The organism is Streptomyces sp. NPDC050549, from assembly GCF_040655035.1.
GTDB lineage: Bacteria > Actinomycetota > Actinomycetes > Streptomycetales > Streptomycetaceae > Streptomyces.
In genome coordinates, this window is sequence record NZ_JBFAJD010000015.1 from 145,155 (window position 1) to 159,342 (window position 14,188).

Here is a 14,188-nt window from a genome sequence, read left to right on the forward strand (position 1 = left end):
CCGTTCCGAAAGGGAGTGGATCAAAGGGGATCAGAGAGGGGTGCCGGCACGTGGGGCGATGACCGCCAGGGTGGTGTAGGGCATCGTGAAGCTGCCCCCCAGGGCGTCGATGGCTCGGCCGACCACGCCCAGTATCTCGGCCAGTTGGCCGGGGCCGAGGCGGGTGAGGGCGCCGGTCGTGGGGAGGAGATCCAGCCACTGGTCGCGCGTGTAGAGCCGCTCCCAGTCGAATCGCGACTGCCCCGGGTCGTGGAACCGTCCGGTCTCACGGATCCTGTCGGCGACCTTCGCGTACGCCGCCTGGTACATATCCAGCGGGCGGCGGGCCGTCCCACCGCCGAACGGCGAGTCGGGCACCACTCGTCGGTAGGCAGTCGCGAAGGGTTCGGCCACCTCGGGGGGCGGCTCGTAGACGTGCCCGAAGATCGCCAGGAGACCGTTCGGACGCAGCACCTGCGCCGCTTTCACGGCACCGGCGAGCGGATCCACCCAGTGCCAGGACTGGGCGGCGGTCACCGCGTCGAACGTCCGGCCGCCCGGTTCCCAGTCCTCGAAGGTCGCCACCTCGACCGGCAGGCCGCCGTCCCGCGCGAAGTCGGCCATCCGCGCGTCCGGTTCGACGCCCAGCACAGTGCAGCCGGCGGCCTGGAACTGCCGGGCGGCGATGCCGGTGCCGGTACCCACGTCGAGCACATCGGGTGCGTCGGTCCCCGGGCTTTCGGCGACGATGCGTGCCACCAGGTCGTCCGGGTAGCCGGGGCGGGCCTGGTCGTAGCGCTGCGCGTCCGTACCGAAGGACTCGGCCATCTGTCGGGCCTGGTGCAGGGGGGCGGGCGCCGGCTGCTCTCGCGGTAAAGTGGGCATGCGTTCACCTTAGTGGGCAAGCGCCCACAAGCCAATGGGTGACAGAGGACCGACGCACGAGAGGATCCACAAGTGCCGACCGGGGTGCACCTTCGTGATGCGCGGCAACAGTTGTTCGACGCCGCCGAGCGCGTGCTGCTGCGGGACGGCCCGAACAGGCTGACCAGCCGGGCCGTCACCGATGAGGCGGGCTGCGCCAAAGGCGTCCTGCACCGGCACTTCACCGACTTCGACGCGTTCCTCGCCGAGCTCGTCCTCGACCGGGCCGCGCAGTTGGAAACGCAGGCGCAGGTACTGCGCGACTCCGCCGGAACCGGCACGGTCGCCGACAACCTCACCGGCGCGCTGACCACCCTGTTCGGGCCGGTACCGGTGGCGATCATCCCGCTCATCACCTTCCGGGACGAGTTGCGGGCGCGGTTGCGGCAGGCCCGGCCCGGAGGCGGCATCGCCATCCTCGCCCAGGTGACAACGGCGGTCTCCGCCTATCTGACCGACGAGCGGGCCAAGGGTCGCATCGCGGCCGATGCCGACATCGACTCGCTCACTCTCTCCCTGGTCGGAGGCGGACACCTCCTGTTCGCCGACCGCGCTTCGGACCCGCCGACCACATCAACGGTCGGCAAGCTGGTGACCACGGTGCTCGCCGATGCCGTACAGCGGCGGCCACGCTGAACTCGATGTGCAGCGCCATGTGTTGGTGAGACCCGGCCCACGGGTGTGTCAGCGGAAGCCGACCTCGGAGAAGGCGCAGCCGCCCCGCTCGGCGTGAGGCAGCGTCCGTCGCGATGCGAGCACCGGTGCTTTGCGGAAGTACGGCCGGTAATCCTGCCGCACCCTTCTGACCTGGGCTTACGGAGGCCGAAACGGCCCCGCAGCGCCACACCACACCCACCAGGCAGACTCACCCCGACGACCAATTCGCCCGAGCGAGCGACTGGGTCTTCACCGGCTGCCTACCGCCGCGGCCGATCTCGCCCTGCTCGGCGACCTCTCCAGGCGAATCCGTCGCAGTTGAGTCCAGCCATCGGCGATCCCCGAACAGGGTCAGGCTCGGCGGCGAACGCAAGACGGCAGAGCCGGAATGGAAAGACAGCGGTCTCGTCTTCACCACCCCGACGGGCGGACCTCTCGACCCGGCCAACCTCACCCGCCGCTTCCGCAGCTTTCCGGACCGGGCCAAGCTCCGTCGCATCCGCTTCCACGACCTCCGCCACTCGACCGCCACCCTCCTCCTGGAACAGGACGTCGACCTCGTCGTGACCAAAGAACTCTTCGGCCACGCGCACATCGGCGTCACGGCCAGCGTCTACACCCACGTTCGACTCCGCCTCCAGCGCCAAGGTATCGACACCCTCGGCGACGCCCTTAGTGGTCTGGTTCGGAAGTCCTTCGGGGTTGATCAAGGAGTCGAGGTGACTGAGGATTCTTCCGGGTGATCGGCTGTGTGCCCGTCGAGCCTGGCCAGGAGATCGTCCGGGCCGGAAGTGGTGACTTCCACTGGAACGGCTGTGCCGTGGCGTTGTAGCGGTCCTCGAAGGCTCGGAGCCGGTCCCCGACCTGGGCCAGGTCGGTGAAGTCGTCGGGCGAGACGACCTTGCGCTGCACGACGGAGAAGTAGATCTCCACCTGGTTCAGCCATGAGGCGTGCACCGGGGTGCGGACCATGACCGCATTCGGGAACGCCGCGGCCAGCCGGTCGGCGGCCTTCGTGCCGCGGTGGGAGGAGCCGTTGTCCACGAGTCAGAACACGCGCTTCGCGCTGGCGTAGGGCTCGGTGCTCATGACCTGGGCGACCAGGTTCATGAACGGCGCGATGCCCGTGCGCGGTTCCGTGCGGCCGAACACCTTTACGGCGTGGACGTCATAGGCGGCGAGATAGGCGAGGGCACCACCGCGTCCGTAGGAGTGGTTCACACGCATCGCGCGGGCTTGCCCGGGGGCGAGGGTGGGGTGGCAGCGAGAGTGGATGGAGGTCTTCTCGTCGGCGCTGATGACGTACTCGTCCTGGCCCAGAGCTTGGCCTTGCCAGGTGCGGGCGTACAGGTCCAGGACGCGCTGGGCTTTGGCGCGGAAGTCGGGGTCGGTGATGAAGATCCAGGAGCGGTGCTGCCAGGGTTTGAGTGCGTCCTCGGCGAGCCAGCGGCGCACGGTGGAGGCGGAGATGGCGCCAGTGATGCCACGTGTGGTGAGTTCGACGGCCAACTCCGGACACGACCAGCGCGCCAGCGGCACCGCACTCTCTGCGGGCAGGCGGCAGGCCAGCGCTTTGACCTCGGCCACCTGGATCGAGGTGAACGACTGTGGCCGCCCCGACCGCTCGCGGTCGTTCAGACCGCCCAAGCCCCGCTCCGCGAACCGGCCGCGCCAGCAGCGAACTGTGTCCAGGTGCAGGCCGCTCTCGCGGGCGATCCGGGCGTTGGAGCGTCCATGTGCGGCGTGAAGCACCACTTGTGCGCGTATCCGCAGCCGGTGCTCGGTCTTGTGGCCGTAGGCCATCTTCTTCAGCCGCTCGCGCTCGGCGGCGCGCAGAGATATGGGGTGGGCGGCGGCAACGGGCAAGACCGGGCAGGCCGATCGGGAGAGGTGGATCACGACGGACCGTCCTGACGCACCCGGTCCCCGGCCCGCAGGGCGTGATGACCACGCCTTCCCGTCATCAGCCAGGCCGCGGGCCAACCTCTGGCTGACGGCACGCATCTGCGGTTAGATACCGAGACCGCCTACAACGTGCGTCTCCTGACGGGTGAACTCTCCCGTCAGGAGCGGCATGACCTTGCCGATGGCAGCCTTTGCCTCGGGCAACTGCAACGACGCATCGTGATGCCCCTTGCTCTCCCACACCTCGCTCACCCACCCGGTGTCTTCGTCGGTGGCCGATTCGGTCACGATATAGAGATCACATCCCGCTTTGCGCAGACCGTCCGCGCCGGCGACCAGTACTGCGACCACCTCCGGCCGGTGACCGGGTTTGACTTTCATCGAACCGATGTAGCCGTAGCGCATGACACTCCTCTTGATCACGAACGAGATCCGCAAACGAGCCCAGCGGGGGCGACGGCAGCTCGACTGGGGTTCGGCGGTCGACGGCGTGGATCGACAATGTGCCGCGCCTCAGTGTCCCGGAGTCAACCCCCGAAGGACTTCCGGAGCCGACCACTATGACGTCATTTCAGTTGGTGAGTCGGCGGTGGCATATGAGGGTCACGGCGATGGCGGTGAGCGAAACGGTGTCGGATGCCGCGGGAGGACAGCCATCGCCGCAGGTGCCGGTAGTCGTAGCCCTTGTCCCCGTGCAGTTTGCCGGGCTTGCGACGCCGGGGGCCCCGGATGCGGTTACAAGCCGCACCTCCGGTGGGAGAGAGGCCCGTGTATGGGCCAAGCTCCACCGCCTGGTCCTGGACGAACTCGGCTCCCGAGGCGAGCTGGACTGGTCGAGGTGCGCGATCGACTCCGTCAGTGTCCGGGCGCTCAAAGGGGGCAGTTGACGGGACCGAATCCCATCGACCGCGGCAAGAAGGGTTCGAAAATCCACCTCATCGTGGACCGCACTGGTCTGCCTCTGTCGATCGGCATCTCTGCGGCGAACCTCCATGACAGCCAGGCCCTGATCCCGCTGGTCCGCGGTATTCCGCCCATCCGGTCACGCCGGCACTCCATCGCCTCTTCTTCTCCACGTGTCCACGATCAAGAGGAAGCTCGACAGGCGCCATTCCAGCCATCTACGGAATTGACGGACACATAGGGAGAGAAGGCCGCCGTCAGGGCCTCTCCTCAAGAACAGCTTTACGAGAAACAGGACCGGAGAGAGTATCGTCCGGTCGATGCGGCCGAATCCCGTCACCGGAATATCCGAGAAGCGTGCCCGGCCCATTCCGGTGCCGTTGCGGAGCCCGCCGAGTTCCTCGGCTCCATGGAAATGCGCGCGCCGACTACCGCAGTTGCCCGGTGCGCCCTTCGTGACGTCGGCGGCTCGCCCGCAGTAGTGACGCGCCCGCCGGGGAGAGTGTGTGCAGTACGTGCGTGGCATGTCGGTTACTGACGAGCAGCCCGGCGTCACGCAACACCGCCGCGTGTCTGCTGGCCGAGGGGGCGGAAATCCCCACGGCACGGGCGATCTCGGAGGTGGTGGCACCCGCACCCGCGGCCGTGACCGACAGGACGGTCGCCCGAGTACGGCCGAGCAGAGCGGTCAGCGGAGCGGTCGGGGATGGGGCAACCGGCTCGTGCAGGAGGGGGTAGACGAGGACCGGTGGCAGTCCGGGGTCGGCCAGGGTGATGGGGGCTTGCCAGCAGAAGTGGGACGGAATGAGACACAAACCCCTGCCGCCCAGATGGAAGTCCCGGTCCTCGACCGGATACTGGACCGACAGGACCGGCGGTTGCCACGACATGGCGGGCCCGAGCCCGGCCAGCATCCCATGGACCCCGCCGTCCAGCAGGTCGCGGGTGCGGGCCGACCGGTCAGCCTGTAATCGGGCCTGCATCAGGTTGGCGACCGGGGCGACGGCGGTGGCGTGGTATGCACGGAGCGCCGCCACGAACTCCGCACGCTCGCGCGTTCCGGCCAGCCGCCACGCCCACCGGGGAGTGCCCACCACCCGGTCCAGCAGCGCGAGTTCGTGGAGCACCCGCCGCGATGGTGTAGACATGACAACATCAAGTCCGGCATCGAGCCCCTCGCTCTCTGTCGGGCGGGGGGTGAGGAAGTCCGGGAAGTAGGCGGCACGCGGAAAGAGTGGCAGCAGGACCTCGCGGACCAGGTGGTCGAGTTGCCGTTCCCCGAGCCGTAGGCGGGTGGTGCGGTACCAGTCCGCGTAGGCCCAGCGGCCGGCCCGCGTCTGGAACCGGTGCAGGCTCATGGCGACTTCCCAGAGAGCGTCGGGTCGCGCAGCGACGGTGGTCTTCGCCAGGTCCGCGTCGGTGAAGTGAATACGGAGCATTCCGTTCCCCCTCTGCACCTGGGGATTTTCATCCCAGTGAAACATGATGGCCACCTCATGCCCCGGTTGGCAATATCGCTCACCAGCGTTGCAATGGCCCCACGCCTCCCGTGAATTGAATTCCGCCATGGCTCAAAAGGCGCAGGCGAGCAAGGGGGACAAGATCCTCTCCCCGGCGACACCACGCAAAGGCAACCGGCAGGCAACGCATCGGAAAAACACGCACGAAAACTCCTCGTACGTACAGCCCGAGAAAGAGGAATCCGCATGAGATCCTTCCGTTTGGCAGCGGCACTCACCGCCACCGCCCTGGCCGCTCTGGTAGGCCTCGCCCTTCCCGGCAACGCCTTTGCCGCCGACGGGCACACCACCACGGTCGCCACCGCCCCCCAAGCGGTACAGGGGGCCGCCGCATCCGCCGTGGTCTCCCCGCAGGCCATCGGGGACTGTCCGAGCACCTACTTCTGCTTCTGGGTCAACTCCGGCTACAACGACGGGCCGGGCAAGTTCTCCGGCAGCAACACCAACTGGGGCGCCTACTCCCACTCCACGTGCGGCAACGGGACCTGGAGCGACTGCGCCTCCTCGGGCTACAACCACGGCACCAGCGGTCTGGGCGTCGAGGTGTGGAGCGGCACGGGGTACACCGGGTTGTCAGCCTGCCTGCCCAAGGACTGGTCCAACAGCAACTTCGCGAACCTCGTCTGGCCCGGCACTTCGACCAGCTTCAACGACTCGATCAGCAGCAACTACTGGACCTCGGCCTGTTGACCTGGACTCCTTCCGCGACCGGATGACGGGCAGTCACCAATGACATACCTCTCGCGCCGCGGCACCGGGCGCGCACCGACACGCTCGCTGCCCCTGCTGATCCTCGTGGTGACCCTGGTCTGCGCGGCCGCGACCGCATGCACCGGACCGGGTACGACCGCACATGCGGAGGCGGTGCCGTCGGCGCGGGAGTTCGGCCACGCCACCGCGGTTCTCACCAGCGACGCCACCGCCCTGCGTCAACGCCGGCAGCTCTTCGACGCTCTGCAGATCCTCACCCAGCGCTGCATGCACGACCGGGGACTGCGCTACCTGGTCACCAGCGCGGGCCCGCAGCCGCCGACCGGGGCGACGACGGCCGACTCGATCGGTTCCCACTCGGCCCCCGGCTACGGCGTCTCCACAACGCTGGGCCGCATGAACAGCGGCGACATGGCCGAGGACCGGTACGTCCGCTCCCTGTCCACCGCCGAACAGGCCCGCTACACAGCGGCACTCGACGGCCGCACCGACCAGGCGACGCCGCTGACCCTGCCCAGCGGGGCGAGCGGCACCTACGGCACGGGCGGCTGCATGGCCCAGGCCCGGGCGCGACTGTACGGCACCGTACAGGCCGCCTTCGAGGACACGCTCGTGCCGCAGGACGTGGACCATCTCCTCGAGGCGTACCTGGCCTCCGACCACTCCTATCAGAGGGCCCTGGGACGCTGGCAGCGCTGCATGGCCGACGCCGGTCGGCCGGCGAGGACGCCCACCGCACTGATCCAGTCCCTGCAGGCCGAGGCGGTCAAGGGAGCGAGCGCGTCGGCGCTGGCACGCGAGCAGCGAGCCGCCGCGATCGCCGATCAACACTGCGACGCGGAAAGCGAGTTGCGCCGCACGGGCGCGGCACAGCGCGACGCCTTCCTGCGACACCAGCCCGCACGGACGAGGGCCCGACTGGAGGAGGTCTGGCAACACCGGCAGCAGGCCCTGGCCCGGGCCAAGGCCCTACTCGGCAAGAACGCTCCCCAGAAATGACCACGGAGTGGTTCCGAACTGTCTGCAGACATCAGGCAGAACCAAGAGTGCAGGACATGCATCGCCTCGGGTGCTGCCCCCAGGTGCTGTTCTGGGTCGCGAGAAACCTCTGGTCCCCAACCGCTCCCACGGCAATGCCACCGACGGGAGGTGTCGGCCTCTCGGAGAAGATCGCCGATCCGACGGGACGGCTCAGGAGGTTGGACGAGGCAACGACTGTTCGCCGGTTTCCCTTTGCAGCCCGCGGTCCAGGCCCCCTCGGCCAGTTGGGCAGTCCGCCCGTGGCCGTGACGAGAACGGCGCTGGAACCGGTGGTGGAACGCCGCGCACTTCCGACGAAACCTTCCCCAGGGTCTGCGGTATCACGTCGTCGCGCAGCACCTGTACCGCGCGGCGCGAGGTGCTGTCCGACCCGTTGCCCGCCAGCGGCACGCTGATCTCGACGACGTTCTGCTTCGGGTGTGCGGTGACCTGGACGGGCCGGTTGACCAGGTTGGTGTCCAGTGCGGCGGCGGTGAAGTCGGCCAGGGCCCGGCGCACCTGCGGCGCCTGGACGTCATCGGCCTCGACCACGACGTTGGCGGGGCTGGCACCGCCAACGGCGGGTCACTTCTTCTTCGGGACTGTCTGGCGGAGTTGTGCCATACGGCTGTGGCGGCGACCTGCGTAACGGGCTATCGCCTGGTCCACGTCCTCCGGTGCGACCTTGAACCGGTACTCCTCCAAGATCAGGAGGCGCAGTCCGCCATGCCCCCGCTTGACACTGAGCCACAGCGTACGGGGAGGAGCGCGCCCCTGCCCAGACCGGCGACGTCGCCCACCTCGGCGATGCCGGTGGCGGCGTAGCCCTTCTTCACGAACAGCGCGGCGGCCTTGTCGATGATCTCCTGACGCCTGGTCTCGAAGTCCGGCCCGTGCCCTGGTGATCTTGGCATGGCTCCACATATTAGGCCCCGGAGATCAGCGCGGGAGGTGGGGATCTTGAAGTCGCCGCAGGAGGAGTCTGCGGGGCGTCGGCTGCGGCGGCGCCCGGGTGGACAGGCATGCGGGCGATCCACCCGGATCGCGGGAGCCGATGAGGGGCGTCCGCCTGACCGGCGGCCGGGCGGGCGTGAGGCCCTGGTGGAGGAGAGGGACGCCCGTTCGGCCGTGAAGGTCCTCAGGCGTGCCCGCCGACAGGCGGATGAGCCGCCTGCCGGGGGGGACCACGGGGTGCTGACCCGCCGCTCGTGGAAGAGGATCACGTCGGCGGGCCGGCCCGGACCTCGCCGTGCGCCACGATGTGTGTCGCGAGGCGCTGACGGTTCTGCACAGCTCCTAGAAGCCGACGACCCAGCGCTGGGCGAGGGTGCCGTTGCACTGGTAGATCTGCACGGCCAACCCGTCGGTGCCTGCTCCCCCCGGCACATCGATGCAGAAGCCCGTGTCGCGGAATCCGACCCTGGACTCCAGCTTGACGACGTCCGGCAGCGTGGCCGCTGTGTTGATCTCACTGTTGCTCGAGTGGCACTCGTCCTGGAGGACGCGTCCACCGTTGAAGGCTCCGTCCCAGGCCCAGATGCAGTAGCCGCTCAGCTGGTTCTCCAGGCGGTAGTGGTTGGTCGCGAGCTGCAAGTACTGCCAGCCCTGCGCGACACTGCCGTCGCAGGGCTTCTGAACGATCTTCGCAAACAGTGCCGTCGACGCGCCCTCCGGTTGGAGGCACAGGTTGTCGCCGACGTTCTTGACGGGGTGGAAGAGGCCGACCAACGGCTTGGCGGATGTGGCCGACGACGGTTGCGCGTCGGCTCCTGTCGTCGTGGCGGCCAGACAGGCGCCGGCCATCAACAGTGTCGAGACGAGACCGACCGTTCTTCTTCGCAAAGTCAGACGCATGACGTCGAGATGCTCCTTCGAGGTTGGACTCCGACCCAGGAGCTGTGGACCTTCCACTCCTGGGCTCCGGCGTGGTTGCCGGAGCACACGCCAGAGTCTGAACTCCCGTAACACACCTGTCGTTCGCTGTTCCATTCAGCGGAACCGGGTCACGTCCCGGTCGAATCCCCTCGGGGTACAGCCGATCAGTCGGCCCGCATGTCGCTGGCAGTGTTTCTTTTCGCGAAGGCGGACATGCTCAGTGCTGCTGGGTGGAGCGCGTCACGGCTGTCGGGGGCCTGCGATCAGAGGTGGTTGACACTCGGCTTCGTCGCGGTGCGACTGCCGCCCGCGCGAAGCAGGCGCCGTCCGCCGCGTACGCGCTCCTGCCGCTTGCGCAAAACGAGCGGGCCGCGCTCGGGCGACGTCTGGTACCTCGTGCGGAAGCAGATGCTGAAGCGCGGCGCGCATCGCGGCCCTCAGCGGCATCCCGCGTGCCCGGCCGATTCCCAGGCGTATCGCGACGCCCAGGCCGACAGTTCGGGAGCCACGGGCGTCGACTGCCAACTGGTGGACACAGCACATGTGAAGCTCACGGACGGCATCCTCGCCCAGCACGTCGCCGTCACCAACTCCCATACCCCGTAGGAGTTCGCGCGGAGTGGATCTTACGAGAGTCTGACGCGGCCCCCCGAGGCCTTCACCCGCCCCCGCACAGCGGCAACTCTGGTCCCACACACCGGTGTACACCGTCGCGGTGAAGGGAAAGCGGCCACCGCGACGGGACATCCCGGGCACGTGACGAGCGTGCCCGGGACGCCGTGCAGGGGGCTCACTACAGCGGAGCCGCACCGATCCAGCGCCGATAGGCGTCCGCGTCCACGTTGCCGCCGCACACGACGGTGACCACATGGCGGCCGGCGAAGCGGTCACGGTCTTCGAGGATCGCCGCGATGCCGAGTGCGGCGGAAGGTTCGACGACGAGACCGGCGTGGTCGAACAGCAGCCGCATACCGGTGATGATCGACTCCTCCCGGACCAGGACGGCGTCGTCGGCGACCAGGAGGAGGTCGTCCAGGACGGCCGGCATGGGAAACCGGCCGGCGACACCATCGGCGATGGTGTCCGCCGAGTCGGTGGTGACGACCCGTCGCGCGCGCCACGAGAGAGTCAGCGCCGGTGCGCCCAGCGGCTGGACGCAGATCATCTCGACCCCGGGCGCCAGGTCCTTCAGCACATGCCCCACTCCGGTGGCCAGCGCCCCGCCGCCGAGGGCGATCAACACGACGTCGAACGGCCTCGCCGTGTCCACGAGTTCCAGGCCGATGGTCGCCGCGCCCTCGCAGGTCTCGATGTCCAGGCTGTCCTCGACCAGCCGGATGCCTTCGGACCGGGCGACGGCCGCCGCCCGTTCGCGGGCCGACTCGTGGTCGCCGTCAACCAGTTCCAGCCTCGCACCCAACGCGCGGATGCGGTCGAGTTTGGCCGCGGTCGCGAAACGGGACGCCACCACGGTGACGTCGAGCCCCCGGCCGCGACCGGACCACGCGAGGGCCTGGCCGAGGTTGCCCGCGCTGGCGCACACGACGGCCCGCTCGCCCTTGTCTGCCAGCAGGCTCGCGACGAGCTCGGTGCCACGCGCCTTGAAGCTGCGGACCGGGTTCGCCGTTTCGAGCTTGATGCCGACCGCGCACCCGAGGGCAGGCTCCAGCGCCTCGCAGCGGTACAGCGGGGTGTCGAGGAACATCGGGTCGATCACCCGGCGGGCCGCCCTGATCCGCGCGGTGTCGAGGCGTGTCTGCTGCACGACACGGCAGCGTAGCGCCACCTGTGCGGTTCCCCCGTCCCTGCGCGGCCGGTGGTCACGTATCGGTCGCCGCCCGTGCTCGCAAACGTTCGCACATCGGATTCAAGGGCGTAGGTCTTGATCAGGTCGGCCCCGAGTTCAGCCGCCACGGTGACCGCGACGGAGACCAGTTCCGGATCACGAGGGTCGGTGACCCGCGGTCCCCTCGGACACATCATCGCCATCAGCGGGATGTTCCAGCGGTCGCAGGCTTCTGCCACCACCGCCATGTCGGCAATCCCCCGGGCCTCTTCGCGGGAACGACATGCACGTGCACACTCACCGCGTCCGCGCCGAGACGCAGGGCCTCTTCGACGGTGGCGACCAGGCATTTCACGTCCGGATCCAACGGCGGACGCTTCCCCTGTGCAGGACCACGGCATCGGCACCGTTCGTAGCCAACTGCCCGACCAGCCGGTTGAGTCCGATCCCGCCACCGGAAATCGGTCCATCCGTCGGAGGACGGTCCAGGGGAACCATCAGCGTGCGTCGCGGATTACGCCGATACAGCCGAAGCAGCCTCAATTTGCGAGCACTTGAAGCGCCTTCGAACATCTGCATCTCGTCCATTCCCATATCAGTGCTCGGCCAACTGTCCGGTCCCCGGAAGCGAGCTCTTCGAGCGCACCCTCTGTCGCCGACTACGGCCGCCACCCGGGGGAGGTTCACTACGCGATCCCACCGATCGAGACCTGGTCGGCCCGGCACACCGACGACAGATGATTGCTCCTGCGAACGTTTTGGATCGCGCCCGGAGCGAGGCCGCGAGCACCCGGACGGCTTCTGGTGCGGGCATGCGAAAGCCGGTCACGGTGACGGCTGCCGTGACCGGCTCGAAGGTCTGCGAGTGGGGGGGCGGTCACATGTTGATCATGTGTCCGGCCAGGCCGTGCACCGCTTCCTTCACCGCCTCGCCCAGGGTCGGGTGGGCGTGGACATTGCGGGCGACCTCGTGGACGGTGAGGTCCCACTGCTGGGCCAGGGTCAGTTCAGGGAGGAGTTCGGTGACGTCGGGGCCGATGAGATGGCCACCGAGGAGTTCGCCGTACTTCGTGTCGCTGATCAGCTTCACGAAGCCGGTGGTGTCGCCGAGGCCGTGCGACTTGCCGTTCGCGGTGAACGGGAACTTCGCCACCTTGATGTCGTGGCCCAACTCCCGTGCCTGCGCCTCGGTGTAGCCGAAGCTGGCGATCTGCGGCTGACAGTAGGTGGCGCGCGGGATCATCGCGTAGTCCAGCTCCATCGTCTCCGCGTCGGCGAGGGTCTCGGCGGCGATCACGCCCATCGCCTCGGCCGCGTGGGCGAGCATCAGCTTCGCGGTGACGTCGCCGATGGCGTACAGGTGCGGGACGGAGGTGCGGCACCGGCCGTCGACGTCGATCGCGCCGCGCTCGGTGAGCCGTACGCCCGTCTTCTCCAGGCCGAAGCCGGTGACGTTCGGCGCGAAGCCGATGGCCTGCAACACCTTGTCGGCCTCCAGCACTTGCTGGGTGCCGTCCTTGCCGGTGACCGTGACGCGGACCTGCGGGCCGGACTCGTCGATCGACTCGACGCGGGTAGAGGTGAGGACGTCGATGCCCAACTTGCGGTACTGCTTGGCAAGTTCGGCGGAGACCTCGGCGTCCTCCAGGGGTGCGACGCGGTCCAGGAACTCGACGATCGTGACCTTCACGCCGTAGTTGTGCAGGACGTAGGCGAACTCGATGCCGATGGCGCCGGCGCCCGCGATGACGATCGACTGCGGGAGGTCGTCGGCGAGGATCTGCTCCTCGTACGTCACGACGCGCGCGCTGCGCTTGGTGCCGGGCAGCAGCCTCGGGGTGGCGCCGGTGGCGATGACGCAGTGCTCGAAGGTGATGGTGCGGGTGTCGCCGTCGTATCCGGCCACTTGGAGGGTGTGCGGGTCGAGGAAGGTGCCGCGGCCGTCGATCTCCGTGATCTTGTTCTTCTTCATCAGGTAGTGGACACCCTTGACCCGGCCGTCCGCGACCCGACGGCTGCGGCGGAAGGCCTCCCCATAGTCGAAGGAGACCTCCCCCTCGACCTTGATGCCGAAGGTCTTCGCCTCGCGGGTGAAGATGTGCGCCAGTTCGGCGTTGCGCAGCAGCGCCTTGGTCGGGATGCAGCCCACGTTGAGGCAGACGCCTCCCCAGTACCTCTCCTCCACCACCGCGACGCGCTTGCCGAGTTGCGCGGCACGGATGGCGGCGACATAGCCGCCGGGGCCCGCGCCGAGTACGACGACGTCGAACCGGTCGTCCTGCGTGTTCTGCTGGCTCATGGGAAGATCCTTTACCACGGGAAGAGGACATGGTTGAGCATGCGCCCTCCGGAGATCCGCTAACGATGTCCAGGATGCCGTGGTCGGCCCTGGTCCGCCGATCCCGCCCGCCCTACAGTGGCGCAATGAGCGATCATTCCCAAGCGCCCGTCACGCCCGTCGGGGCCTTTGAACCCCCGTACTACGTGGCCGTCTTCACCACGGTCCGGACCCAGGACCAGAGCGGTTACAGCGAGACGAACGCGCGTATGGAGGACCTGGTGCGAGACATCCCCGGGTACCTCGGGATGGACCACGCGCAGACCCCGGGCGGGCTCGGCATCACCGTCGGATACTTCCGGGACGCCGACGCCCTCACGGAGTGGCGGAACAACACCGAGCACCGCGCGGCGCAGAAGCGCGGACGAGCCGAGTGGTACCGGAGCTACACGCTGCACGTGGCGAAAGTGGAGCGGAGCCACGGGTTCACCCGGCCACAGGACCCGCAGAGCCCGGCAACAGGCTGAGCCGGCGGTCGACGTGCCCACGGGTACGATGCCGACGGGTCCGCGATCGGCGTCTTCGCGCGGTCCCGGTCGGCCATCGGCCGACTACGAAGTTTTTGCGAAC

At 68.4% G+C, this 14,188-nt stretch carries 16 protein-coding genes and 3 pseudogenes; 7 read left to right on the forward strand and 12 right to left on the reverse strand.

Translation table 11 applies throughout. From position 1 onward, the window contains the following. Positions 1 to 30: 30 nt before the first annotated feature. Positions 31 to 864 (reverse strand): class I SAM-dependent methyltransferase, encoded by an 834-nt coding sequence (locus AB0I51_RS22980; protein ID WP_362977898.1) that lies wholly within the window; start codon positions 862 to 864, stop codon positions 31 to 33. A 72-nt stretch (positions 865 to 936) separates the two neighbouring features. Between AB0I51_RS22980 and AB0I51_RS22985 the strand changes: the two genes are divergently transcribed. Then, a complete protein-coding gene (locus AB0I51_RS22985) occupies positions 937 to 1,539 on the forward strand; it encodes a TetR/AcrR family transcriptional regulator (RefSeq protein WP_362977900.1) in 603 nt (200 codons plus the stop codon). Between the two features lie 386 nt (positions 1,540 to 1,925). Continuing rightward, positions 1,926 to 2,303 (forward strand): annotated as a pseudogene (locus AB0I51_RS22990) (tyrosine-type recombinase/integrase); the annotation flags it as partial. On the opposite strand, the gene AB0I51_RS22995 reads toward AB0I51_RS22990, so the two are convergent. The 4 genes and pseudogenes from AB0I51_RS22995 to AB0I51_RS23010 all read right to left on the reverse strand — a co-directional run. Further along, positions 2,233 to 2,604 carry a hypothetical protein gene (locus AB0I51_RS22995; protein ID WP_362977902.1) on the reverse strand — a complete coding sequence of 124 codons (372 nt, stop codon included), beginning with the start codon at positions 2,602 to 2,604 and terminating at the stop codon, positions 2,233 to 2,235. The pseudogene AB0I51_RS22990 and the gene AB0I51_RS22995 sit on opposite strands and share 71 nt — an antisense overlap. A 3-nt stretch (positions 2,605 to 2,607) precedes the next feature. After that, complete coding sequence (locus AB0I51_RS23000; RefSeq protein WP_362977904.1) at positions 2,608 to 3,426, reverse strand: IS630 family transposase; 819 nt, start codon at positions 3,424 to 3,426, stop codon at positions 2,608 to 2,610. Positions 3,427 to 3,570: 144 nt separating this feature from the next. Beyond that, a complete protein-coding gene (locus tag AB0I51_RS23005; protein WP_362977906.1) occupies positions 3,571 to 3,870 on the reverse strand; it encodes a putative quinol monooxygenase in 300 nt (99 codons plus the stop codon). Between the two features lie 166 nt (positions 3,871 to 4,036). Then, positions 4,037 to 4,193 (reverse strand): annotated as a pseudogene (locus AB0I51_RS23010) (IS5/IS1182 family transposase); the annotation flags it as partial. A gap of 33 nt (positions 4,194 to 4,226) precedes the next feature. On the opposite strand from AB0I51_RS23010, the pseudogene AB0I51_RS23015 reads away from it, so the two are divergent. Next, positions 4,227 to 4,507: pseudogene (locus AB0I51_RS23015) on the forward strand (transposase); the annotation flags it as partial. 289 nt (positions 4,508 to 4,796) lie between these two features. Here the strand turns inward: AB0I51_RS23015 and AB0I51_RS23020 are convergent. Then, entirely contained in the window at positions 4,797 to 5,807 is a 1,011-nt protein-coding gene (locus AB0I51_RS23020) for a winged helix-turn-helix domain-containing protein (protein WP_362977908.1), read from the reverse strand. 267 nt (positions 5,808 to 6,074) lie between these two features. Here AB0I51_RS23020 and AB0I51_RS23025 point away from each other — a divergent pair, with 267 nt between their 5' ends. Both AB0I51_RS23025 and AB0I51_RS23030 read left to right on the forward strand, forming a co-directional pair. Continuing rightward, the gene (locus AB0I51_RS23025) at positions 6,075 to 6,578 is read left to right on the forward strand and encodes a peptidase inhibitor family I36 protein (RefSeq protein ID WP_033287351.1); all 504 of its coding nucleotides are present in this window, start codon (positions 6,075 to 6,077) and stop codon (positions 6,576 to 6,578) included. A 39-nt stretch (positions 6,579 to 6,617) separates the two neighbouring features. Then, positions 6,618 to 7,598, forward strand: a complete 981-nt coding sequence (locus AB0I51_RS23030) for a hypothetical protein (RefSeq protein ID WP_362977910.1) — start codon at positions 6,618 to 6,620, stop codon at positions 7,596 to 7,598. Between the two features lie 192 nt (positions 7,599 to 7,790). Here AB0I51_RS23030 and AB0I51_RS23035 read toward each other — a convergent pair whose 3' ends face one another. The 3 genes from AB0I51_RS23035 to AB0I51_RS23045 form a co-directional block, all read right to left on the reverse strand. Next, positions 7,791 to 8,171: a hypothetical protein gene (locus AB0I51_RS23035; RefSeq protein WP_362977912.1), complete on the reverse strand. Its 381-nt coding sequence runs from the start codon at positions 8,169 to 8,171 to the stop codon at positions 7,791 to 7,793. 155 nt (positions 8,172 to 8,326) lie between these two features. After that, a complete protein-coding gene (locus AB0I51_RS23040; protein WP_362977914.1) occupies positions 8,327 to 8,533 on the reverse strand; it encodes a TetR/AcrR family transcriptional regulator in 207 nt (68 codons plus the stop codon). 382 nt (positions 8,534 to 8,915) lie between these two features. Further along, a complete protein-coding gene (locus AB0I51_RS23045) occupies positions 8,916 to 9,473 on the reverse strand; it encodes an RICIN domain-containing protein (protein ID WP_362977916.1) in 558 nt (185 codons plus the stop codon). Between the two features lie 372 nt (positions 9,474 to 9,845). Between AB0I51_RS23045 and AB0I51_RS23050 the strand changes: the two genes are divergently transcribed. Next, complete coding sequence (locus tag AB0I51_RS23050) at positions 9,846 to 10,100, forward strand: hypothetical protein (protein WP_362977918.1); 255 nt, start codon at positions 9,846 to 9,848, stop codon at positions 10,098 to 10,100. Between the two features lie 187 nt (positions 10,101 to 10,287). Here AB0I51_RS23050 and AB0I51_RS23055 read toward each other — a convergent pair whose 3' ends face one another. The 3 genes from AB0I51_RS23055 to lpdA form a co-directional block, all read right to left on the reverse strand. Then, entirely contained in the window at positions 10,288 to 11,259 is a 972-nt protein-coding gene (locus tag AB0I51_RS23055) for a pyridoxal-phosphate dependent enzyme (RefSeq protein WP_362977920.1), read from the reverse strand. After that, positions 11,208 to 11,750 (reverse strand): hypothetical protein, encoded by a 543-nt coding sequence (locus tag AB0I51_RS23060; protein WP_362977922.1) that lies wholly within the window; start codon positions 11,748 to 11,750, stop codon positions 11,208 to 11,210. Before AB0I51_RS23060 ends, AB0I51_RS23055 begins: the two co-directional genes overlap by 52 nt. A gap of 407 nt (positions 11,751 to 12,157) precedes the next feature. Next, on the reverse strand, positions 12,158 to 13,579 hold the full coding sequence (gene lpdA, locus AB0I51_RS23065) for a dihydrolipoyl dehydrogenase (RefSeq protein ID WP_362977924.1): 1,422 nt from the start codon (positions 13,577 to 13,579) through the stop codon (positions 12,158 to 12,160). A gap of 125 nt (positions 13,580 to 13,704) precedes the next feature. On the opposite strand from lpdA, the gene AB0I51_RS23070 reads away from it, so the two are divergent. Further along, complete coding sequence (locus tag AB0I51_RS23070; protein ID WP_362977926.1) at positions 13,705 to 14,085, forward strand: antibiotic biosynthesis monooxygenase; 381 nt, start codon at positions 13,705 to 13,707, stop codon at positions 14,083 to 14,085. Positions 14,086 to 14,188 lie beyond the last annotated feature (103 nt).